Origin of the sequence: Streptomyces sp. CG4 (assembly GCF_041080655.1) — a bacterium.
Classification (GTDB): Bacteria; Actinomycetota; Actinomycetes; order Streptomycetales; family Streptomycetaceae; genus Streptomyces.
Map to the genome: position 1 here is coordinate 2,564,179 of NZ_CP163525.1, position 19,242 is coordinate 2,583,420.

19 protein-coding genes and 1 pseudogene are annotated in these 19,242 nt (G+C 71.3%); 5 read left to right on the forward strand and 15 right to left on the reverse strand.

Going from position 1 to position 19,242, the window contains the following annotated elements:
• Positions 1-2: 2 nt before the first annotated feature.
• From AB5L52_RS11645 to AB5L52_RS11675, 7 genes and pseudogenes are all read right to left on the reverse strand, one after another.
• Positions 3-401 carry an OB-fold nucleic acid binding domain-containing protein gene (locus AB5L52_RS11645; RefSeq protein WP_076095565.1) on the reverse strand — a complete coding sequence of 133 codons (399 nt, stop codon included), beginning with the start codon at positions 399-401 and terminating at the stop codon, positions 3-5.
• Positions 402-487: 86 nt separating this feature from the next.
• The gene (locus AB5L52_RS11650) at positions 488-1,174 is read right to left on the reverse strand and encodes a response regulator (protein WP_369363816.1); all 687 of its coding nucleotides are present in this window, start codon (positions 1,172-1,174) and stop codon (positions 488-490) included.
• Positions 1,171-3,753: a sensor histidine kinase KdpD gene (locus tag AB5L52_RS11655; RefSeq protein ID WP_351015937.1), complete on the reverse strand. Its 2,583-nt coding sequence runs from the start codon at positions 3,751-3,753 to the stop codon at positions 1,171-1,173. The genes AB5L52_RS11650 and AB5L52_RS11655 overlap by 4 nt, the downstream gene beginning before the upstream one ends.
• 156 nt (positions 3,754-3,909) lie before the next feature.
• Positions 3,910-4,388 (reverse strand): annotated as a pseudogene (locus AB5L52_RS11660) (ATP-binding cassette domain-containing protein); the annotation flags it as partial.
• A gap of 216 nt (positions 4,389-4,604) precedes the next feature.
• Complete coding sequence (locus AB5L52_RS11665) at positions 4,605-5,366, reverse strand: DUF3710 domain-containing protein (protein WP_351015940.1); 762 nt, start codon at positions 5,364-5,366, stop codon at positions 4,605-4,607.
• Position 5,367: 1 nt separating this feature from the next.
• Positions 5,368-5,913 (reverse strand): dUTP diphosphatase, encoded by a 546-nt coding sequence (gene dut / locus AB5L52_RS11670; protein ID WP_351015943.1) that lies wholly within the window; start codon positions 5,911-5,913, stop codon positions 5,368-5,370.
• Complete coding sequence (locus tag AB5L52_RS11675) at positions 5,910-6,494, reverse strand: PaaI family thioesterase (RefSeq protein WP_369363818.1); 585 nt, start codon at positions 6,492-6,494, stop codon at positions 5,910-5,912. Before AB5L52_RS11675 ends, dut begins: the two co-directional genes overlap by 4 nt.
• Before the next feature lie 58 nt (positions 6,495-6,552).
• Between AB5L52_RS11675 and AB5L52_RS11680 the strand changes: the two genes are divergently transcribed.
• Positions 6,553-7,017, forward strand: a complete 465-nt coding sequence (locus tag AB5L52_RS11680) for a DUF3093 domain-containing protein (RefSeq protein WP_369363819.1) — start codon at positions 6,553-6,555, stop codon at positions 7,015-7,017.
• On the opposite strand, the gene AB5L52_RS11685 is transcribed toward AB5L52_RS11680, so the two are convergent.
• From AB5L52_RS11685 to AB5L52_RS11700, 4 genes are all read right to left on the reverse strand, one after another.
• Positions 7,014-7,985, reverse strand: a complete 972-nt coding sequence (locus tag AB5L52_RS11685) for a hypothetical protein (RefSeq protein ID WP_369363820.1) — start codon at positions 7,983-7,985, stop codon at positions 7,014-7,016. The genes AB5L52_RS11680 and AB5L52_RS11685 overlap by 4 nt on opposite strands.
• Positions 7,986-7,998: 13 nt before the next feature.
• Complete coding sequence (locus AB5L52_RS11690) at positions 7,999-8,295, reverse strand: DUF4193 domain-containing protein (RefSeq protein WP_005481602.1); 297 nt, start codon at positions 8,293-8,295, stop codon at positions 7,999-8,001.
• A gap of 415 nt (positions 8,296-8,710) precedes the next feature.
• Positions 8,711-9,958, reverse strand: a complete 1,248-nt coding sequence (locus AB5L52_RS11695; RefSeq protein WP_351015956.1) for a HAMP domain-containing sensor histidine kinase — start codon at positions 9,956-9,958, stop codon at positions 8,711-8,713.
• A 6-nt stretch (positions 9,959-9,964) separates the two neighbouring features.
• Complete coding sequence (locus AB5L52_RS11700; protein ID WP_351015959.1) at positions 9,965-10,618, reverse strand: response regulator transcription factor; 654 nt, start codon at positions 10,616-10,618, stop codon at positions 9,965-9,967.
• Positions 10,619-11,034: 416 nt separating this feature from the next.
• Here AB5L52_RS11700 and AB5L52_RS11705 point away from each other — a divergent pair, with 416 nt between their 5' ends.
• On the forward strand, positions 11,035-11,208 hold the full coding sequence (locus AB5L52_RS11705; RefSeq protein WP_023546087.1) for a hypothetical protein: 174 nt from the start codon (positions 11,035-11,037) through the stop codon (positions 11,206-11,208).
• 93 nt (positions 11,209-11,301) lie between these two features.
• On the opposite strand, the gene AB5L52_RS11710 is transcribed toward AB5L52_RS11705, so the two are convergent.
• The gene (locus AB5L52_RS11710) at positions 11,302-12,117 is read right to left on the reverse strand and encodes an inositol monophosphatase family protein (RefSeq protein WP_351015963.1); all 816 of its coding nucleotides are present in this window, start codon (positions 12,115-12,117) and stop codon (positions 11,302-11,304) included.
• An 8-nt stretch (positions 12,118-12,125) separates the two neighbouring features.
• Positions 12,126-13,253 carry a ferrochelatase gene (locus AB5L52_RS11715; RefSeq protein WP_351015966.1) on the reverse strand — a complete coding sequence of 376 codons (1,128 nt, stop codon included), beginning with the start codon at positions 13,251-13,253 and terminating at the stop codon, positions 12,126-12,128.
• Positions 13,254-13,435: 182 nt separating this feature from the next.
• On the opposite strand from AB5L52_RS11715, the gene AB5L52_RS11720 reads away from it, so the two are divergent.
• Together AB5L52_RS11720 and AB5L52_RS11725 are read left to right on the forward strand one after the other, a co-directional pair.
• Positions 13,436-14,674 carry an MFS transporter gene (locus tag AB5L52_RS11720; protein WP_351015969.1) on the forward strand — a complete coding sequence of 413 codons (1,239 nt, stop codon included), beginning with the start codon at positions 13,436-13,438 and terminating at the stop codon, positions 14,672-14,674.
• Positions 14,634-15,962, forward strand: coding sequence for a D-arabinono-1,4-lactone oxidase (locus AB5L52_RS11725; protein WP_369363828.1), 1,329 nt, complete (start codon positions 14,634-14,636; stop codon positions 15,960-15,962). Before AB5L52_RS11720 ends, AB5L52_RS11725 begins: the two co-directional genes overlap by 41 nt.
• Here the strand turns inward: AB5L52_RS11725 and AB5L52_RS11730 are convergent.
• Positions 15,886-16,656: a hypothetical protein gene (locus AB5L52_RS11730; RefSeq protein ID WP_369363830.1), complete on the reverse strand. Its 771-nt coding sequence runs from the start codon at positions 16,654-16,656 to the stop codon at positions 15,886-15,888. The two genes, AB5L52_RS11725 and AB5L52_RS11730, sit on opposite strands and share 77 nt — an antisense overlap.
• 482 nt (positions 16,657-17,138) lie before the next feature.
• Here AB5L52_RS11730 and sepH point away from each other — a divergent pair, with 482 nt between their 5' ends.
• Positions 17,139-18,179, forward strand: a complete 1,041-nt coding sequence (sepH, locus tag AB5L52_RS11735; protein ID WP_369363832.1) for a septation protein SepH — start codon at positions 17,139-17,141, stop codon at positions 18,177-18,179.
• Positions 18,180-18,266: 87 nt separating this feature from the next.
• On the opposite strand, the gene AB5L52_RS11740 is transcribed toward sepH, so the two are convergent.
• A complete protein-coding gene (locus AB5L52_RS11740) occupies positions 18,267-19,118 on the reverse strand; it encodes a sulfurtransferase (protein WP_351563964.1) in 852 nt (283 codons plus the stop codon).
• Positions 19,119-19,242: the final 124 nt, after the last annotated feature.

The window sequence follows — 19,242 nt, forward strand, 5'->3', positions numbered from 1 at the left end:
GGCTACTCCCGTCCAAGGGGTCGCAGTTCGTATTTCGGGTTGAACAGCACGCGGCGGCCCCGGCTCATCGAGATCCGGCCCGAAGCGATCAGCTTGCGCCCCGGTTCGATGCCCACGATGGAACGCCTGCCGAGCCACACCACGTCCAGCGCGGCGGAGCCGTCGAACAGCTCGGCCTCCAGGGCCGGGACCCCGGCGCGCGGTCGCAAGGTGACCGTGCGCAAGGTACCAGTTACGGTGACGATCTGCCGGTCGTGGCAGTCACCGATCTTCGTGCAGCCCGCCGTCTCGGCGTCCTCGCGCAGTTCCTCGGACTCCAGGTCCTCCTGCGACGAGGAGAGCCGGTCGAGCATGCGCCGGAACCGGCCGGCCGGCTTTTCGGAACGAGGAACAGCACTCATACCTGAAGCGTACCGGGGCGCACCGACGGCACCGTAGTCCAGCTCACTTCCGGGCTCCTCCGCCGCACCGAGCCCCGGTCCGCCGGTCACTTCTCGAACCGGTATCCCATCCCCGGCTCGGTGATGAAGTGCTTCGGGTGCGACGGGTCCGTCTCCAGCTTGCGGCGCAGCTGGGCCATGTACACGCGCAGGTAGTTCGTCTCGGTGCCGTACGACGGCCCCCACACCTCCTGCAGCAGCTGCTTCTGGCTGACCAGCCGGCCGGTGTTGCGGACCAGCACCTCCAGCAGATGCCACTCGGTCGGGGTGAGCCGGACGTCCTTGCCGGCGCGGTTGACCTTCTTGGCGGCCAGGTCGACGGTGAAGCCCTCGGTCTCGACGGTCGTCAGGTTGTCCTCGCCGGGCCCGACCGGCTCGGCCCGGCGCACGGCGGCCCGCAGCCGGGCCAGCAGCTCGTCCATGCCGAAGGGCTTGGTGACGTAGTCGTCGGCGCCCGCGTCGAGCGCCTCCACCTTCTCGTCGGAGGAGTGCCGGGCGGACAGCACCAGGATGGGCACGCGCGTCCAGCCGCGCAGCCCCTTGATCACCTCGACGCCGTCCATGTCGGGCAGACCCAGGTCGAGCACGACCGCGTCGGGGTGGCGGGAGGCGGCGAGTTCGAGGGCGGTCCTGCCGTCGGGGGCCGCGTCGACCTCGTACTTGCGCGCCTTGAGGTTGATCACGAGGGCGCGCACGATCTGCGGCTCGTCGTCGACCACGAGGACCCGGGTCATAGGGTCTGCCTTTCTGGTTCTGCGATGTCCTCCCCGACGGGAGGCTCTGCGATGTGCTCCCCCGCCGGAAACGGCTCGGGATGCGATCCTGCCGCGCGGAGGCTGAGGACCATGGTGAGTCCGCCACCTGGTGTGTCCTCGGCGTTGAGGGTGCCGCCCATGGCCTCGGCGAAGCCCCGGGCGACCGCGAGTCCGAGTCCCACCCCGGCACCGCGAGGAGCGTCACCGTACCGCTGGAAGGGCTCGAATATCCTGTCCTTCGCCTCGTCCGGCACGCCCGGCCCGCGGTCCACGATGCGCACCTCGACGCGGTCGGCGATGGCGCTGGCGGAGACCAGCACGGGCCGCCCGCGCGGGCTGTACTTGACGGCGTTCTCCACCAGGTTGGCCACGGACCGCTCCAGCAGCCCGGGGTCGACCTCGACCATCGGCAGCGTCTCGGGGATGTCCAGTTCGACACTGTCCTCGGGCACGCCGCCCAGGGCCATCGGCACCACCTCGTCCAGGTCGATCTCGCGGATCAGCGGGGTGACCGTGCCGGTCTGCAGGCGGGACATGTCGAGCAGGTTGCCGACGAGGTGGTCCAGCCGGTCGGCGCCCTCCTCGATGCCCTGCAGCAGCTCCGCCTGGTCCTCCTCGGACCAGGCCACGTCGTCGGAGCGCAGCGAGGAGACGGCGGCCTTGATGCCGGCCAGAGGGGTGCGCAGATCGTGGCTGACGGCGGCCAGCAGGGCCGTGCGGATGCGGTTGCCCTCGGCGAGCGCGCGGGCCTGGTCGGCCTCCTCCTGCAGGCGCCGGCGGTCCAGGGCGACGGCGGCCTGCGCGGCGAAGGCGGCGAGCACCCGGCGGTCCTCGGCGGGCAGCACCCGGCCGGTGAGCGCGAGCGCCATGTGGTCCCCGACGGGCATGTCGACGTCGGCGTCCTCGGGCCGCTCCAGCGGGCGCCCGAACCCGGCGCGCCCGGCGCAGGTCCACGGCTCGACGTCGCTCGCCCGCTCCAGCAGCGCGGCCGACTCCATCGCGAAGGTCTCCCGGACCCGCTCCAGCAGCTCCTCCAGGCTGGTCTCCCCGCGCAGCACGTTCCCGGCGAGAAAGGAGAGGATCTCCGACTCGGCGCGCAGCCTGGCCGCCTGATGGGTGCGCCGGGCCGCGAGGTCCACCACCGAGGCCACCGACACGGCGACGCACAGGAAGATCGCTATGGCCACGATGTTCTTCGGGTCGGCGATCGTCCACTTGTGCAGCGGCGGTGTGTAGTAGTAGTTCAGCAGCAGCGAGCCGAAGGCCACCGAGGCCAGCGCGGGCAGCAGGCCGCCGAGCAGGGCCGCCGCGACCGTGACGGTCAGGAACAGCAGCATGTCGTTGGCGAGGCCGACGTCGACGGCGTTCAGCAGCACCACCAGCGCGACCGGGCCGCCGAGCCCGGCCAGCCAGCCCGAGATGATCCGGGACCGGCCGAGCCGGGCGCCCCTGGCGACGGGCAGTCCGCGTCCCTTGGCGACCTCCTCGTGGGTCACGATGTGGACGTCGAGGTCGGGTCCCGACTCGCGGGCGACCGTGGAGCCGACGCCGGGCCCCAGGACGTACTGCCAGGCCTTGCGGCGCGAGGAGCCGAGCACGATCTGGGTGGCGTTGACACCGCGCGCGAAGTCCAGCAGGGCGGCCGGTATGTCGTCGCCGACGACATGGTGGAAGGTGCCGCCGAGATCCTCCACGAGGGTGCGCTGGACGGCCAGCTCCTTCGGGGAGGCCGAGGTCAGGCCGTCGCTGCGGGCTATGTAGACGGCGAGCACCTCGCCGCCGGCGCCCTTCTCGGCCAGCCGCGCGGCACGCCGTATCAGAGTGCGGCCCTCGGGGCCGCCGGTCAGCCCGACCACGATCCGCTCGCGGGAGCCCCAGATCCTGGAGACCCGGTGCTCGCTGCGGTAGGCGTTCAGGTACTCGTCGACCCGGTCGGCCACCCACAGCAGCGCCAGCTCGCGCAGCGCGGTCAGATTCCCGGGGCGGAAGTAGTTGGACAGGGCCGCGTCGACCTTGTCCGGCTGGTAGATGTTGCCGTGCGCCATGCGGCGGCGCAGCGCCTGGGGCGACATGTCGACCAGCTCGATCTGGTCGGCCCGCCGTACCACCTCGTCCGGCACGGTCTCCTGCTGCCGTATCCCCGTGATCGACTCGACGACGTCGCCGAGTGACTCCAGGTGCTGGATGTTGACGGTGGAGATCACGTCGATGCCCGCGGCGAGCAGTTCCTCGACGTCCTGCCAGCGCTTGGCGTTGCGCGAGCCGGGGATGTTGGTGTGGGCGAGTTCGTCCACCAGGGCGACGGCGGGGGCCCGGCGCAGTACGGCGTCGATGTCCATCTCGCTGAAGACGGTGTCCCGGTACTCCAGCCGCTTGCGCGGCACCTGTTCCAGACCGTGCAGCATCACCTCGGTACGCGGCCGGTCATGGTGCTCGACGAAGCCCACGACGCAGTCGGTGCCCCGCTCCACGCGGCGGTGCGCCTCGGAGAGCATGGCGTAGGTCTTGCCCACACCAGGTGCCGCACCGAGGTAGATCCGAAGCTTGCCGCGTGCCATGGCCCCATTGTCTTCCCGTGACTGCTGCGTACGCAGCGTCGACCTTACGGCCAACAATTGCGGCAATAGGGACAGGAGGGTGGGCAGCGGGCAACTTTGACGTAACTCTGATGAGCCGTACGCCCTGGTGGATGCCCCTGTGCCGCGCCTGCCGGTTCAGTGCTCGACGAGCTCCCCGTCCCGCAGTTCCAGCACCCGGTCGGCCAGGTCCAACACAGCCGCGTCGCGCGTGGCGACCAGGGCGGCCGGCGGTCCGCCCGACTCCGCCGAGGCCGGCCGAGGGCTGCGGACGACGGCCCGCAGCAGCTCCATGACGGCGTGCCCGGTCTCGGCGTCGAGCTGCCCGGTCGGCTCGTCGGCGATGAGCAGGGCCGGGTGGTTGGCGAGGCCACGCGCGATGGCAACCCTCCCCCAGTGCCTTAATGGCCTGGGGGCACCCCCAGCTGGTGTCCGCCGGACAGCTCACCTGATCGCAGCCCCGCGTGACCGGCCGGCCCGACCAGGGAGAGCAGCAGCTCGACGCGTTCCTCACGCTCGCGCGGGTCGGCCCGGCGCAGCCGCAGCGGTACGCCGACGTACTCGGCCGCGGTGAGGATCGGAATGAGCCCGAAGGACTGAAAGACGAACCCGATCCGGCCCCGCCCATAGCGCCTCCCCGTCGACCGGGCGCCGGTATCACCGGGCACCGCACGGCCGGACAACGGTGCGGACGGCGCCGAAGGGGCGCGGGGAACCGCGTGAGCGACCGCAACGGACCCGCACCCGGCCACTTGGGGCGCCCCCACCGGCGCGCCCCCGCAAAGACGGGCCGCGCCCTCGAAGGCACGGCCCGTGTATCGCTGCTGAAGCCGTCAGCGGACTTCCGTGATCTCCGGTCCCCGCTGGAGCTGCCCCATGCCGCCGGAGAAGCGCGAGCCCTCCTCCTGCTGGATGCCCTCGGGGACCATCTGCGCGTCGTTGGGCAGCTTGAGGACGATCGGGTCGCGGGGCGCCATCGGGCCCTCGCCGCGGACCACGACCGTGTCGCGGAAGATCTGCTCCAGCAGACCCGCGGCCTGCGGCTGCACGGCACCCTGGCCGGAGATCACACCGCGCAGGAACCAGCGCGGGCCGTCCACACCGACGAACCGTACGACCTGGAAGCCGCCGGTGCCGTCGGGCAGCTGCACCGGCACCTGGGCGCGCAACTCCCAGCCGAGCGGGCCCTCGACCTCGTCGACGATGCCACCCTGCTGGGTGATACCGGAGCCGATCTCCTCGCGGACCTCACCCCAGATGCCCTCGCGCTTGGGCGCGGCGAACGCCTGGAGCTGGATGGCGCTGTCGCGCAGCACGACGGTCGCGGCGACGATCGCGTCACCGGCGACCTCGACCCGCAGCTCCATCCCGTCCACGCCCGGGACGAACATCCCGCCGAGGTCCACGCGGCCCTCGGCCGCATCGCGCACCTCTTCGCTGTCCCAGGGCCCGTCGGGCCGGGGCCCGGGCTCCAGCCGGACGCGCTCGCGCTCGGCCTCTTCCTCGTCCGCCTCGGTGTCGACGCTGTCGACGACCTGCTCGGCCTCGCCGGCCGCGTCCTCGGCGGCACCCTTCTTGTTGCGACGTCCGAACACGTCACTGTCCTTCCCGGTCGGATACGACCGAAGCGTATCGATTCCCACCCGTCGGACCGCCATCGACGGCCCGACCGCTTGTGCCGCCCTCGTCGCCCACCGCGGCATGGCCACCGGTGGACCCGAAGCCCCCTTCGGCCCGCGCCGAGCCGGGAAGTTCCGCCACCTCCTGGAAGCGGACCCTCTCGACCTGCTGGACGACCAGTTGGGCAATCCGGTCGAAGCGCTCGAACCGCACGCTGTCGCGCGGGTCGAGATTCACCACGATCACCTTGATCTCCCCACGGTACCCGGCATCAACCGTCCCCGGGGCATTCACGAGGGCGACACCGCAGCGTGCGGCGAGGCCGGAGCGTGGATGCACGAAGGCCGCGTACCCCTCGGGCAGCGCGATCGACACCCCCGTGGGCAGTACGGCCCGCTCGCCGGGCTTCAGTTCGCACGCCTCGGTGGTGCGCAGATCGGCTCCGGCGTCCCCGGGGTGCTCGTACGCCGGAATGGGTACGTCCGGGTCGACTCGGCGGAGGAGTACGTCGAGAGGGCTCACGGGTTCACCTCGAAGGCGCGGGCGCGCCGGATCTGGTCCGGGTCGCTCATCGCGGCCTGGATCTCCTCCGTGCGGCCGTGGTCGATGAAGTGGTCGACCTTGACCTCGATGAAGAGGGCGTCGGCGCGGACGGCGACGGGCCCGTCGGGGGCGCCGATGCGTCCGGTGGCGGTGGAGTAGATCTTCCGCCCGGCGACGGCGGTGACCTCGGCCTCCAAGTACAGCGTGGTGCCCAGGGGGACGGGCCGTACGAAGTCGGTCTCCAGGCGGCCGGTGACGGCGATGGTGCGCAGCAGCCAGTTCAGCGAGCCGAGGGTCTCGTCGAGGGCCGTGGTGAGCACTCCGCCGTGCGCGAGGCCCGGGGCGCCCTGGTGGGCGGGCTGGACGGTGAACTCGGCGGTCAGCGACACACCCTTGCCGGCCCGGGCCTCCATGTGCAGTCCGTGCGGCTGCCCGGGGCCACAACCGAAACAGTGTTCGTAGTGGGCACCGAGGAGTTCCCCGGGCGCGGGTGCGTCGGGGTGCCGTACCGGTTTCACCGCGTCGGCGGGAGGCTGAAGACGTGCGGAACTACCACTCACAGCCGCAGACCTTACCCGCGCGTCGGAGATATCAGGATCCCGTGCCAAGCTTGGCCCCATGCAGCTCTCCGCCACCCCGTACGAAGAACGCCTGACCACCCCCCGCTCATGGTGGCTGATCAGCTTTCTCGTGGGTGTCTCGTTCGCCCTGATCCTGCTCCCGTTCGGCACCCTGCCGCTGCTCGGCGGCCTGGTCGGCGGTACGGCCGCGGCGGCGGTGGTCGCCAGTGCGTACGGCTCGCTGCGGATCCGTGTCGTGGGTGACTCACTCATCGCGGGCGAGGCGAAGATCCCGGTGTCGGCGCTGGGCAAGGCGGAGGTGCTGGACGCGGAGGAGGCCCGCGCCTGGCGGACGTACAAGGCCGACACCCGCGCGTTCCTGCTGCTGCGCGCCTACATCCCCACGGCGCTGAAGGTGGAGGTCACGGACCCGGACGACCCGACGCCGTACCTGTATCTGTCGACGCGGGAGCCGGAGCGGCTGGCGGCGGCGATCGAGGCGGCCCGCACGGCGAACGCCTAGGTCTCCTCGGCCTCTTCGGCCTCTTCGGGGAAGTCGCGCAGCTGCAAGGGCTCCGCCGGCTTCTCCAGCGGCGGCAGCTCCGCCAGGTCCTCCCAGGGAACCTGGATCTTGCGCAGGTCGGCCCGGACGTGGGCGGCGAGTTTCCTGGTGTCCCGGCGGTTCATGACCGCACCGACCGCCGCGCCCACCATGAACGGCATGAGGTTGGGCAGGTCCCGGACCACGCGCTTCATGATCTGCTGGCGCAGTTCGCGCTTCATGTGGCCGCCGAGGGCCGTGTCGTACGTCGACGGCTTCATCACGTCGATCCCGCGCTCCCCGGACCAGGAGGACAGATACGCGGTACTGCGGGTCTTGAGGTTTCCCGGCGGTCGTACGCCGTAGACCTCGTGGAGTTCGGCGACGAGCTTCAGCTCGATCGCGGCGACCCCGGTGATCTCCGCGGCCAGTTCGGTCGGCATGGCGGGCGGCACCGGCAGCATGGCCGCGGCCCCGATCCCGGCTCCTATCGTCGACGTCCCGGCCGCCGCGCCCGCGACGAGCTTGTCGGCGAGCTCTTCGGGCCCGAGGTCCGGGAACTGCCTGCGCAGGGTCGCGAGGTCGCGTACGGGGATACGCGGGGCGATGTCGATGATCCGGTCCGCGAGGTAGGACAGCCCCGCGCGGGCCCGGCTGCCGCCCCTGCGCACCCCTTCCCGGGCCAGGTCCCGGGCTTTGTCACGCACCGCCGCGGCCTTCCCCCAAGCTCTCAGCTCCGTTCGAGCTGGGGGGACTCCCGGCCGGGCGACGGGCGCGGGTTGCTGCACCGGCTCCGGGTGGTCGGCCCGGTCGATCGCCGGTTCGAACGGGGCCACCGCTCCCGGTGAGCCCCGTTCGTCGTCACGCGCGCTGTGCGGGTCGTCGGACGGCCCTTCGTCCGCTTTCCCCAGGGAGAAGCGGCGCTTCCTTGGAGGGGTCGAGCCAGTCATGGCCGACCCGACCTCAGTCGCAGTCGCGGCAGATCGGCTGACCGTTCTTCTCACGGGCCAGCTGGCTGCGGTGGTGCACCAGGAAGCAGCTCATGCAGGTGAACTCGTCCTGCTGCTTGGGCAGCACCCGGACGGCCAGCTCCTCGTTCGACAGGTCGGCGCCGGGCAGTTCGAGGCCTTCGGCGGCCTCGAACTCGTCGACGTCCACCGCCGAGGTGGACTTGTCGTTCCGCCGAGCCTTCAGCTCTTCGAGACTGTCCGAGTCGACGTCGTCGTCGGTCTTGCGTGGAGTGTCGTAATCGGTTGCCATATCGCTCTCCCCCTCTGGGTGTCTGCGGTGTCTCCAGCGCACGTAACGCGTGAGAGGCCGGACTTGTGCCCGACCTGAGGCGGAGATTTTGCCTCACATCAAGGTCTGTTACTCAATCGACACCCAACCCGACCCCTCAAGAGTGATCGACTTGGATGGCGGTGAGGACCGTACACGGTTCGAATGTCGCACCTCAAAGGCGCCTCACCGTGTACTTCCCGTGATCAAGACCCCTGAAAACCAGGACTTTCCCGGCTTTCTGTCATGTTTCGTGATCACGGAGAGTACATGGCCGAAAATCCGTCTTTGTGATCGATCCCACAACAGGAAGCTCATTCGGCGGCTGAAAAATTCCGCGCGAAGCGAACATCCCTCGCGTGTGTTCCGTCTCCTGTCTTGACGGCCCGGTCGCACATCACAGCGGCAAGGTGACCCGCATCACCAGGCCGCCGCCCTCGCGCGGCTGCGCCACGATATGGCCGCCGTGCGCGCGGGCCACGGACCGGGCGATGGACAGGCCGAGTCCGACACCCTTGTCGCTGCCCGTGCGCTCCGTGCGGAGCCGCCTGAACGGCTCGAAGAGGTTGTCGATCTCGTACGCCGGCACCACCGGCCCGGTGTTCGTGACCGTCAGCACCGCCTGCCCGTGCTGGACCTCGGTGGCCACCTCGACCCAGCCATCTTCGCTCACGTTGTACCGCACCGCGTTCTGGACCAGGTTCAGCGCGATCCGCTCCAGCAGGACGCCGTTGCCCTGCACCACGGCGGGCCTGCGCTCACCTCGGATCTTCACGCCCTTGACCTCGGCCTCACCGTGCGCCTGGTCGATGGCCTGGGTGGCCACCTCGGCCAGGTCGACCGGCTTGCGCTCGACGATCTGGTTGTCGCTGCGGGCGAGCAGCAGCAGGCCCTCCACCAGCTGCTCGCTGCGTTCATTGGTGGCCAGCAGCGTCTTGCCGAGCTGTTGCAGCTCCACCGGGGCGTTCGGATCCGACAGGTGTACTTCGAGGAGCGTTCTGTTGATCGCGAGCGGGGTGCGCAGCTCGTGGGAGGCGTTGCCGACGAAGCGCTGCTGGGCGGTGAAGGCCCGCTGCAGCCGCTCCAGCATGTCGTCGAAGGTGTCCGCCAGCTCCTTCAGCTCGTCGTCCGGGCCGTCCAGCTCGATCCGCCGGGACAGGTCGGAGCCGGCCACCTGACGGGCGGTGCGGGTGATCCGGCCGAGCGGGGACAGCACCCGGCCGGCCATCGCGTAGCCGAACGCGAAGGCGATCACGGCGAGGCCCAGCAGGGCCAGCAGCGAGCGGCTGAGCAGGTCGTCCAGGGCCGTCTGGCGCTGCTGGTCCACGCAGTGGGCGATCGCGTCGTTGAAGTCCGACAGCGGCAGGCTGGTGGTGTTGATCGCGGGGCAGTTGTCGCTGGAGACCCGTATCGACGTACCGCTGACGATCTTGAACAGGGGCTGGTTGCCGGTGCTGATGGCCTGCGCGGCGAGCAGGTAGATGATCGACAGCAGCAGGATGCCGGCGATCAGGAACATGCCGCCGTACAGCAGCGTGAGCCGTATCCGGATGGTGGGGCGCAGCCACGGGAACGGGGCCTGTGGTCTGCGGGGGTCCCAGGTGGGCTTCGGTGGCGCCTGCGCCGGCGCGGGTGTCGCGGCCATGGCGGATCAGATCCGGTAGCCCGAGCCGGGGACCGTGACGATCACCGGTGGCTCGCCGAGCTTGCGGCGCAGGGTCATCACGGTGACGCGCACGACGTTGGTGAACGGGTCCGTGTTCTCGTCCCAGGCCTTCTCCAGCAGCTGCTCGGCCGAGACGACCGTGCCCTCACTGCGCATGAGCACCTCCAGCACCGCGAACTCCTTGGGCGCGAGCTGGATCTCCTTGCCCTCGCGGAAGACCTCGCGACGGTTGGGGTCCAGCTTGATCCCGGCGCGCTCCAGGACCGGCGGCAGGGGCACGCTCGTCCGGCGGCCGAGGGCGCGCACGCGCGCGATCAGCTCGCTGAACGCGAAGGGCTTGGGCAGATAGTCGTCGGCGCCGATCTCCAGGCCCTCGACACGGTCACTGACGTCGCCGGAGGCCGTCAGCATCAGCACGCGGGTGGCCATGCCCAGCTCGACGATCTTGCGGCAGACGTCGTCGCCGTGCACGAGCGGGAGGTCGCGGTCTAGGACGACCACGTCGTAGTCGTTGACGCCGATGCGCTCCAGGGCGGCCGCACCGTCGTACACGACGTCGACGGCCATGGCCTCCCGGCGCAGTCCGGTGGCCACCGCATCGGCGAGCAGCTGCTCGTCCTCGACGACGAGTACGCGCACGTCGCTTGTCCTTCCTCATGTCCACCCGCGTAGCGCGCCATGGACGCGTGCGGGCAGGGGTCTTCGTAGGGTGTGACCTCCATCCTGCCCTTTTCGGCCGTAAGTCGGCTGTAAGGCGGGTTGTGGGCCGCACGGATCCGCGCCCCGGGGCAGGAATACGAGATTTTCTCCTCCGGTTGAGGTTTCCGGGGAAGGGAGCGGGGGGAGGACGGCTTTACACCCCGCGATCACACTCTGCATGTGCCGCAGCACCATGCGGTACATGGCGGTCCGCTTCGGCGGAGTGGACGCGGGTGTCCGGCACCGTCGCCGCCCGGCAGGGCAGCGCTGGGCACCTGTGAGAGACGTGATCGCCCCTTTCCCAACCGGCACACCCCCGTGCCACCGACCCACGACCCAGGACGAGGGGGCGCAGCATGGACGCTTTCACCGCAGGACTTCTGCAGCGCATAAGGGCGACCGAGTCCGACCTGTCGCGGGCTCGTGACGAGGGTGACGACTTCCTCGTCGAAGTGGAGCAGGCAGAGCTCGACGACCTGCGACGCCTCGCCGCCGAACACGGTGTGGAGGTCGGCGCGTCACGCGTCTGATCGGCCCGACAGCGCAAGAGGGGACCCCGGCGAATCCAGCGCCGGGGTCCCTTTGCGTTCATCTCGTGCTTCATCGGCCGGGGCCGACCGCGCTCAGTCGTGCCACGCCCCGAGCTCCTCCAGCAGCCCCTGCAGCGGTTCAAACACCCCCGGCGACCCGGCGACGGTCAGACCCCGGGAGGGCCCCTCCCCCGGCCGCCCGCCGACCAGCGCACCCGCCTCCCGGGCGATCAGATCCCCCGCGGCGAAGTCCCACGCGTTGAGCCCCCGCTCGTAGTACCCGTCGAGCCGACCGCAGGCCACGTCGCACAGGTCGACCGCGGCCGACCCGCTGCGCCGGATGTCCCGCAGCAGCGGGATCAGCCGGGCGGCCACCTCGGCCTGATGGGCGCGGACCTCGGTCACGTAGTTGAAGCCGGTGGACACCAGTGCCTGGTCCAGCGGGGGCGCGGGCCGGCAGGCGAGCGCCCGCTCGCCCTCCCAGGCGCCCGTCGCCCACGCGCCGCCTCCGCGCACGGCGTGGTACGTCTCGCCGCGCACCGGAGCGGCGACGACTGCGGCGACCGTCTCGCCCTCCTGCTCGGCGGCGATGGACACCGCCCAGGTCGGCAGCCCGTAGAGGTAGTTCACGGTGCCGTCGAGCGGGTCGATCACCCAGCGGATGCCGCTGGTGCCCTCGCTGGAGGCGCCCTCCTCGCCGAGGAAGCCGTCGTCGGGCCGCCGACCGGAGATCAGGTCGGTGATCAGCTTCTCCGCCGCGATGTCCATCTCGGTGACGACGTCGATCGGGCTGGACTTGGTCTTCGCCACGGCCAGGTCAGCCGGGCGGCCGTCCCGCAGCAGTTCCCCGGCCCGGCGGGCGGTCTCCAGGGCCAGTTCGAGCAGTTCCCGGTGCAGGGGGTCGGTCACGGGTCTCCTCACGCGTAGGGGCTGTCGGCGCCGGCGGCGGCCGGGTGGGGGGCGCGGGCCGGGCAGCAGCCGACCGGGCAGAGGTGGTGGGACGGGCCGAGGGCACCCAGGGCGCACGGGGTGACCTCCTGGCCGCGCTCCACGGCGGCGCGCTCGGTGATCAGCTCGCGGACGGCTGCGGCGAACCGCGGGTCGGCGCCCACGGTGGCCGAGCGGCGCACGGGCAGGCCCAGTTCGCCGGCCTTGGCCGTGGCCTCGGTGTCGAGGTCGTAGAGGACCTCCATGTGGTCGGAGACGAAGCCGATGGGCGCCATGACGACGGCGGGGACGCCCTGGGCGTGCGCCTCCTCCAGGTGGTCGCAGATGTCCGGCTCCAGCCACGGGATGTGCGGGGCGCCGGAGCGGGACTGGTAGACCAGTCGCCAGGGGTGGTCGATCCCGGTGCGCTCGCGGACGGCGTCGGCGATCAGCTCGGCCACGTCCAGATGCTGCTCGACGTAGGCACCGCCCTCCCCGTGGGTCTCGACGGGGCCGGAGCTGTCGGCGGCGGAGGTCGGGATGGAGTGCGTGGTGAAGGCGAGGTGGGCGCCCGCGCGGACGTCCTCGGGGAGGTCGGCGAGGGAACGCAGCACCCCGTCGATCATGGGCTCGACGAAGCCGGGGTGGTTGAAGTAGTGCCGCAGCTTGTCGATCCTCGGCAGTTCGAGGCCCTCGGCCTGGAGCGTGGCCAGCGCGTCGGCGAGGTTCTCGCGGTACTGACGGCAGCCCGAGTAGGAGGCGTAGGCGCTGGTGGCGAGCACGAGGATGCGGCGGCGGCCGTCGGCGGCCATCTCCCGCAGGGTGTCCGTCAGATACGGCGCCCAGTTGCGGTTGCCCCAGTAGACCGGCAGGTCCAGGCCGTGGTCGGCGAAGTCCTTGCGCAGGGCGTCCAGCAGGGCGCGGTTCTGGTCGTTGATGGGGCTGACCCCGCCGAACAGGAAGTAGTGCTGCCCGACTTCCTTCAGGCGTTCCTTCGGGATGCCGCGCCCGCGCGTGACGTTCTCCAGGAAGGGGACCACGTCGTCCGGGCCTTCGGGGCCGCCGAAGGAGAGCAGGAGCAGGGCGTCGTACGGGGTGGCATCGAGCGCGTCTGGCATGTCTCGATCCTGCCACCCGCCTCTGACAGCCGGGGAACAGCAGGGTGACGAGTCGGGTTCCAGTGGGTTTAGACCGGTTTTTCCCTCCGTCATTCCTCGGTCACCCGGGGTGTCATGAGGGTCACCTCACTCGTAAGCTGTATCAGCCGCATTCGCGCCTTACGCATCGCTCCGGAGACCACGTGCCCAGCCCCTACAGAGCCCTGTTCGCCATACCCGGCACCAAGGGCTTCTCCGCCGCGGGATTCCTCGGGCGGATGCCGCTGTCGATGATGGGCATCGGCGTGGTCACCATGATCTCGCAGCTGACCGGGCGGTACGGGCTCGCGGGCGCGCTCTCGGCCACCATCGCGCTGGCCGCCGCGGCGATCGGGCCGCAGGTATCCCGGCTGGTCGACCAGCACGGACAGCGCCGGGTGCTGCGCCCCGCGACCCTGGTGGCGCTCACGGCGGCGGCCGGGCTGCTGCTCGCCGCGCACTTGAAGTGGCCGGACTGGGTGCTGTTCGTGTGCGCGGCCGGGATCGGCTCGGTGCCGAGCCTGGGCGCGATGATCCGGGCCCGCTGGGCGGCGCTGTACCGGGGCACCGAGAAGCTGCACACCGCCTACTCGTTCGAGTCGGTCGTCGACGAGATCTGCTTCATCTTCGGCCCGATCATCTCCATCGGGCTGTCCACGGCCTGGTTCCCGGAGGCCGGGCCGCTGCTCGCCGCCTGCTTCCTGGCCACCGGCGTCTTCTGGCTCACCGCCCAGCGCGCCACCGAGCCGGAGCCGCACCCGCGCGAGCACCACGGCGGCGGTACGGCACTGCGCTCGGCGGGGCTGCAGGTTCTGGTCGCCACGTTCATGGCGACCGGCGCGATCTTCGGGTCGGTGGACGTGGTCACCGTCGCCTTCGCCGACGAGCGCGGCCACAAGGGCGCGGCCAGCGTCGTGCTGGCGCTCTACGCGGCCGGCTCCTGTGTGGCCGGAGCGGTCTTCGGGCTGCTGCGGTTCGCCGGGGCACCGGAACGCCGCTGGCTACTGGGCGTGGCAGCCATGGCCGTGAGTATGATCCCCCTCCTACTGGTCGGAAACCTGCCGCTTCTGGCCGTGGCGCTGTTCGTTGCGGGGCTGTCCATCGCACCGACGATGATCACGACGATGTCCCTCATCGAAGAGCACGTACCTCGCGCGAAGCTCACCGAGGGTATGACCTGGGTGAGCACCGGCCTCGCGGTCGGGGTTGCGCTCGGCTCGTCCGTGGCCGGCTGGGTCATCGACGCGGCCGGGGCGCGGGCCGGGTACGGGGTTCCGGCCGTGTCCGGGGCCGCCGCGGTCGCGGCCGGTTTCCTCGGGTACCGCCGGCTGCGCAGGCCGGCCGCGGGTCGGGGAGGCACCGTTGAGCAGCACGGCGAACGGGAAGAACGGCACCTGGCGTAACTGGGGCGGGAACGTCACCGCCCGGCCCGCCCGGCAGGTCGCGCCGGCGTCGGTCGAGGAGCTGGCCGCGGCGGTGCGCCGGGCCGCCGAGGACGGTCTGAAGGTGAAGGCGGTCGGCACCGGCCACTCGTTCACGTCGATCGCCGCCACCGACGGCGTGTTGATCCGCCCTCAACTGTTGACCGGCATCCGCAACATTGACCGGGAAGCCATGACCGTCACGGTCGAGGCCGGCACCCCGCTCAAGCGACTCAATGCGGCGCTGGCGCGCGAGGGTCTGTCGCTCACCAACATGGGCGACATCATGGAGCAGACCGTCTCCGGAGCCACCAGCACCGGCACGCACGGCACGGGCCGGGAGTCCGCCTCCATCGCCGCCCAGATCACGGGGCTCGAACTCGTCACGGCCGACGGCTCGGTGCTCACCTGCTCGGAGAAGGGGTCCGCCGAAGAACGCGCGGTCTTCGCGGCCGCCCGCATAGGCCTCGGCGCCCTCGGCATCATCACGGCGATCACCTTCGCCGTGGAGCCGCTGTTCCTGCTCACCGCGCGCGAGGAACCGATGCCCTTCGAGCGGGTCCTCGCCGAGTTCGATCAACTGTGGGCGGAGAACGAGCACTTCGAGTTCTACTGGTTCCCGCACACCGGCAACACCAACACCAAGCGGAACAACCGCAGCGCCGGTCCCGAGCAGCCCGTGGGGCAGCTGGCCGGCTGGTTCGAGGACGAGTTCCTGTCCAACGGCGTCTTCCAGGTGGCCCAGTGGGTCGGCCGTGCCGTCCCCGCGACCGTCCCGGCCATCGCGCAGGTCTCCAGCAAGGCCCTGTCCGCGCGGACGTACACGGACATCCCGTACAAGGTGTTCACCTCGCCGCGCCGGGTGCGCTTCGTGGAGATGGAGTACGCCGTCCCGCGCGCGGCCCTGGCGGAGACGCTGCGCGAACTGAAGGCCATGGTCGAGCGCTCGGGGCTGCGCGTCAGCTTCCCGGTGGAGGTGCGCACCGCCCCGGCCGACGACATCACCCTGTCCACCGCCTCCGGGCGGGACAGCGCCTACATAGCCGTCCACATGTTCCGGGGCACGCCGCACCAGGCCTACTTCACCGCCGCCGAGCGGATCTTCACCGCGCACGAGGGCCGGCCGCACTGGGGCAAGGTGCACACCGGGGACGCCGAGTACTTCGCGCGTGTGTACCCGCGCTTCGGCGAGTTCACTGCGCTGAGGGACCGCCTTGACCCGGAACGGCTGTTCCAGAACGACTACTTGCGGAGGGTTCTGGGGGCGTAGGCGTCGCGGCGGAGCCGCTGCGCGTGGGGGCCGGCGACGGGCTCGGGCCGTCGCTCGGCTCCCCGCTCGGGGAGCCGCCGGGCGTCGGGGGCGCACTGTGGGTCGTACCGCTGCCGGCGTCGGGGTCGGGTGCGTGCCGGTGGGACGGCGCGCCCGAAGGATCCGGTGACTCATCGGACTTGGCAGGGGAGTCGGTCGTCGGGGAGGACGAGCCCCGGAAGGTGACCGCGTCGCTGACCGTGGTACCCGTGCCGCCGCTGAAGCTGTTTCCGGACACCAGCTCGTACGTCGTGACCCCGGCCATCGTCACCCCGAACACGAGGGCGGCCACGGCCACCGGCCGGCGCCGGCTCCTCACCCGCGCGCGGTAGACCGTACCCTCGGTGAACTCGCCCGGCGCCGGTGACACTTGCGCCCCGCCGGGCGACGGCCCGCGACCTTCGGGCAGCTGTTCCCTGGGACGGGCCGCGACCGTCGCCTCCTTCAGCTGCTCCCCGGTCCGCTTGAAGAAGTGCTGGAACAGCGTGCCCCCGCAGGAGGCGACGATGCTGACTACTCCCGCGCCGAGGATCGTGCCGTACACCCCGAAGTACGAGGCCAGTTTGGCCGCCACGACCGCCGCCAGCGCGCTGCCCGCGACCTGCGGGACGCTCAGGTCGATCCGCTTGCGACCCGCATCGGGCGTTTCACGCATACCCGGAACTTGCCTTCCATTCCCGCACCTGATCGACATTGCCCAACCGACTGCACGAGATAGGGACGTACGGTCGAAACCATTAGTTCCGTTTCTGCGGATTGCGTGAACTTCGCCACGTTCGTGATCAGCAAAACCAGTTGCCAGGGGCCAAGTCGCACCCCTTGCGAGAAGTTGGGCGGCGCGCCCATCCACGCACATGGTCCAAATGGAGTACTGTTGCGAGCCCTGGGTCCGGTCTCCCACCAGGGTGTCCGCGGCCTTGCAGGACCGCCGGGGAGGGGGGCCGGTTGCACAGGGTGACGGAAGTGGTCACTTTGCGTTGCGAACAGGTAACCGTGCCATAACGGCGGCCCAGGGCCCGTGCCCGACACGCCGGGCAACTCGGCAAGGTTGTGGCAGGCTGCACCCGGGCAGGCCACACTCGACTAGCGGAAGCAGCGACGCACGTGACGTCGGCAGGCACCACCCGGGAGGTCCCCATGCCCGAACTGCGTGTCGTGGCCGTCTCGAATGACGGCACACGGCTGGTGCTCAAGGCTGCCGACTCAACGGAGTACACGCTTCCTATCGACGAACGGCTGCGTGCCGCCGTGCGCGGCGACCGGCCGCGCCTCGGCCAGATCGAGATCGAGGTCGAGAGCCATCTGCGCCCGCGTGACATCCAGGCGCGTATACGCGCTGGTGCCACCGCGGAAGAGGTCGCCCAGCTCGCCGGCATCTCCGTCGACCGGGTACGGCGCTTCGAGGGTCCCGTGCTGGCCGAGCGCGCCTTCATGGCCGAGCGCGCCCGCAAGACCCCGGTCCGCCGCCCCGGTGAGAACTCCGGACCGCAGCTCGGCGAGGCCGTCCAGGAGCGGCTGATGCTGCGCGGCGTCGAGAAGGACTCCGTGCAGTGGGACTCCTGGCGCCGCGACGACGGCACCTGGGAGGTTCTCCTCGTCTACCGGGTCGCGGGCGAACCGCACTCGGCGAGCTGGACGTACGACCCGCCGCGGCGGCTCGTACAGGCCGTGGACGACGAGGCGCGCTCGCTCATCGGCGAGTCCGACGACCTCGCCGTGCCCGAACCGAGCTTCCCGTTCGTCCCGCGCATCGCCCGCCTCCCGCGCGAGCGTTCGATGGACCGGGCGCTCGACCGGAGCGAGCGGGAGCGGCCGAGCCTGCCCGCGCAGCCGTCCGAGCCCGCCGAGGAGAGCACGGGCGAACGCGACTCGCTGACCAGCCTGCTGGAGGCCGTACCGAGCTTCCGGGGCGACCTGGTGGTGCCGGAGCGCCCGGCGGAGACACCGGAGGAGCCCGCCGAGGAACCGGACACCGAGGAGCCGCCGGCCCCCGCCGCCTCGGCCGGTTCGGCCTACGCGGACGTCCTCATGCCCCGCTCCGTGGGCAGCCACCGCGACCGGCTCATCGGCGCGACCGACCGGCAGGCCGAGGCCGACGGCGTCCGCCCCGGCCGCCGTGCCGCCGTGCCGAGCTGGGACGAGATCGTGTTCGGCACGCGCCGCAAGAAGCAGGAGTGACGGGGCGTACGGAAACGGAACATTGGGGGCACGCACGCGTGCCCCCAATGCCGGCTGCACGCGTGCGTGCCCCGGCCCCGGCTGCCGCTACTGCGGGTCCGCCCCCACCGCCACCGGCCGGGACGGGTCCGAGGACCACTCGGACCAGGAACCGACGTACAGGGCCGCCGGAATGCCGGCCACCGCGAGCGCGAGGACCTCGTGGGCGCCGGAGACTCCCGAACCGCAGTACACGCCCACCTCGGTGTCCTCGGACACACCCAGCGCCTTGAACCGGTCTCTCAGCTCCGCCGCGGGCAGGAAGCGGCCGTCGGGGCCCACGTTCTCCGTCGTCGGTGCCGACACCGCGCCCGGGATGTGCCCGCCGACCCGGTCGATCGGCTCCACCTCACCTCGGTACCGCTCCCCCGCGCGCGCGTCCAGCAGCACGCCCGCGCGGGCCAGGGCGGCCGCCGCGTCCGCGTCGAGCCGTCCGGTGGCGGCCGGATCCGGCCGGAAGTCGCCCTCGGCCGGTTCCGGTTCCTGCCGGGACAGTTCGCCCTGCCAGGACGGCAAGCCGCCGTCGAGGACCCGCACGTCCGGGTGACCCGTCCAGCTCAGCAGCCACCAGGCACGGGCGGCCGCCCAGCCCTGGCCTCCGTCGTACACGACGACCGGGCGGCCGGCCGACACACCCGCGCGGCGCATCGCGGCACCGAACTCCGCGAGGTCCGGCAGCGGATGCCGGCCGTGTTCCCCGGGCGCGCCGGCCAGTTCCCGGTCCAGGTCGACGAAGACCGCGCCGGGGAGGTGACCGGCCGCGTACTCGGCCCGCCCGTCGAAGGCCGGCGCGCCCGCCGCCTTGGCCAGGCTCAGCTGCCAGCGCACGTCCAGCAGCAGCGGCGGGCGCTCCCCGGTCAGCTCTTGTGCGAGTTCGGTTGCGGTGATGATGGCTCTCATGGCGTCCATCCATACGCCAGGGGTGGCCGCGGCGTCCAGGTCCGGCTACTCTGCTCGGCCGGGCAGGCTCGATCACGGGGCGTACGGGACCGAGCACGTGCTGTACAGCCGGCGGACACCCGCC

Coding starts and splice junctions, on each gene's coding strand:
- AB5L52_RS11645 (WP_076095565.1), bottom strand. CDS start 401: ATGAGTGCTGTTCCTCGTTCCGAAAAGCCGGCCGGCCGGTTCCGGCGC.
- AB5L52_RS11650 (WP_369363816.1), bottom strand. CDS start 1,174: ATGACCCGGGTCCTCGTGGTCGACGACGAGCCGCAGATCGTGCGCGCC.
- AB5L52_RS11655 (WP_351015937.1), bottom strand. CDS start 3,753: ATGGCACGCGGCAAGCTTCGGATCTACCTCGGTGCGGCACCTGGTGTG.
- AB5L52_RS11680 (WP_369363819.1), top strand. CDS start 6,553: ATGCAGCTCTCCGCCACCCCGTACGAAGAACGCCTGACCACCCCCCGC.
- AB5L52_RS11685 (WP_369363820.1), bottom strand. CDS start 7,985: ATGACTGGCTCGACCCCTCCAAGGAAGCGCCGCTTCTCCCTGGGGAAA.
- AB5L52_RS11690 (WP_005481602.1), bottom strand. CDS start 8,295: ATGGCAACCGATTACGACACTCCACGCAAGACCGACGACGACGTCGAC.
- AB5L52_RS11695 (WP_351015956.1), bottom strand. CDS start 9,958: ATGGCCGCGACACCCGCGCCGGCGCAGGCGCCACCGAAGCCCACCTGG.
- AB5L52_RS11705 (WP_023546087.1), top strand. CDS start 11,035: ATGGACGCTTTCACCGCAGGACTTCTGCAGCGCATAAGGGCGACCGAG.
- AB5L52_RS11715 (WP_351015966.1), bottom strand. CDS start 13,253: ATGCCAGACGCGCTCGATGCCACCCCGTACGACGCCCTGCTCCTGCTC.
- AB5L52_RS11730 (WP_369363830.1), bottom strand. CDS start 16,656: ATGCGTGAAACGCCCGATGCGGGTCGCAAGCGGATCGACCTGAGCGTC.
- sepH (WP_369363832.1), top strand. CDS start 17,139: ATGCCCGAACTGCGTGTCGTGGCCGTCTCGAATGACGGCACACGGCTG.
- AB5L52_RS11740 (WP_351563964.1), bottom strand. CDS start 19,118: ATGAGAGCCATCATCACCGCAACCGAACTCGCACAAGAGCTGACCGGG.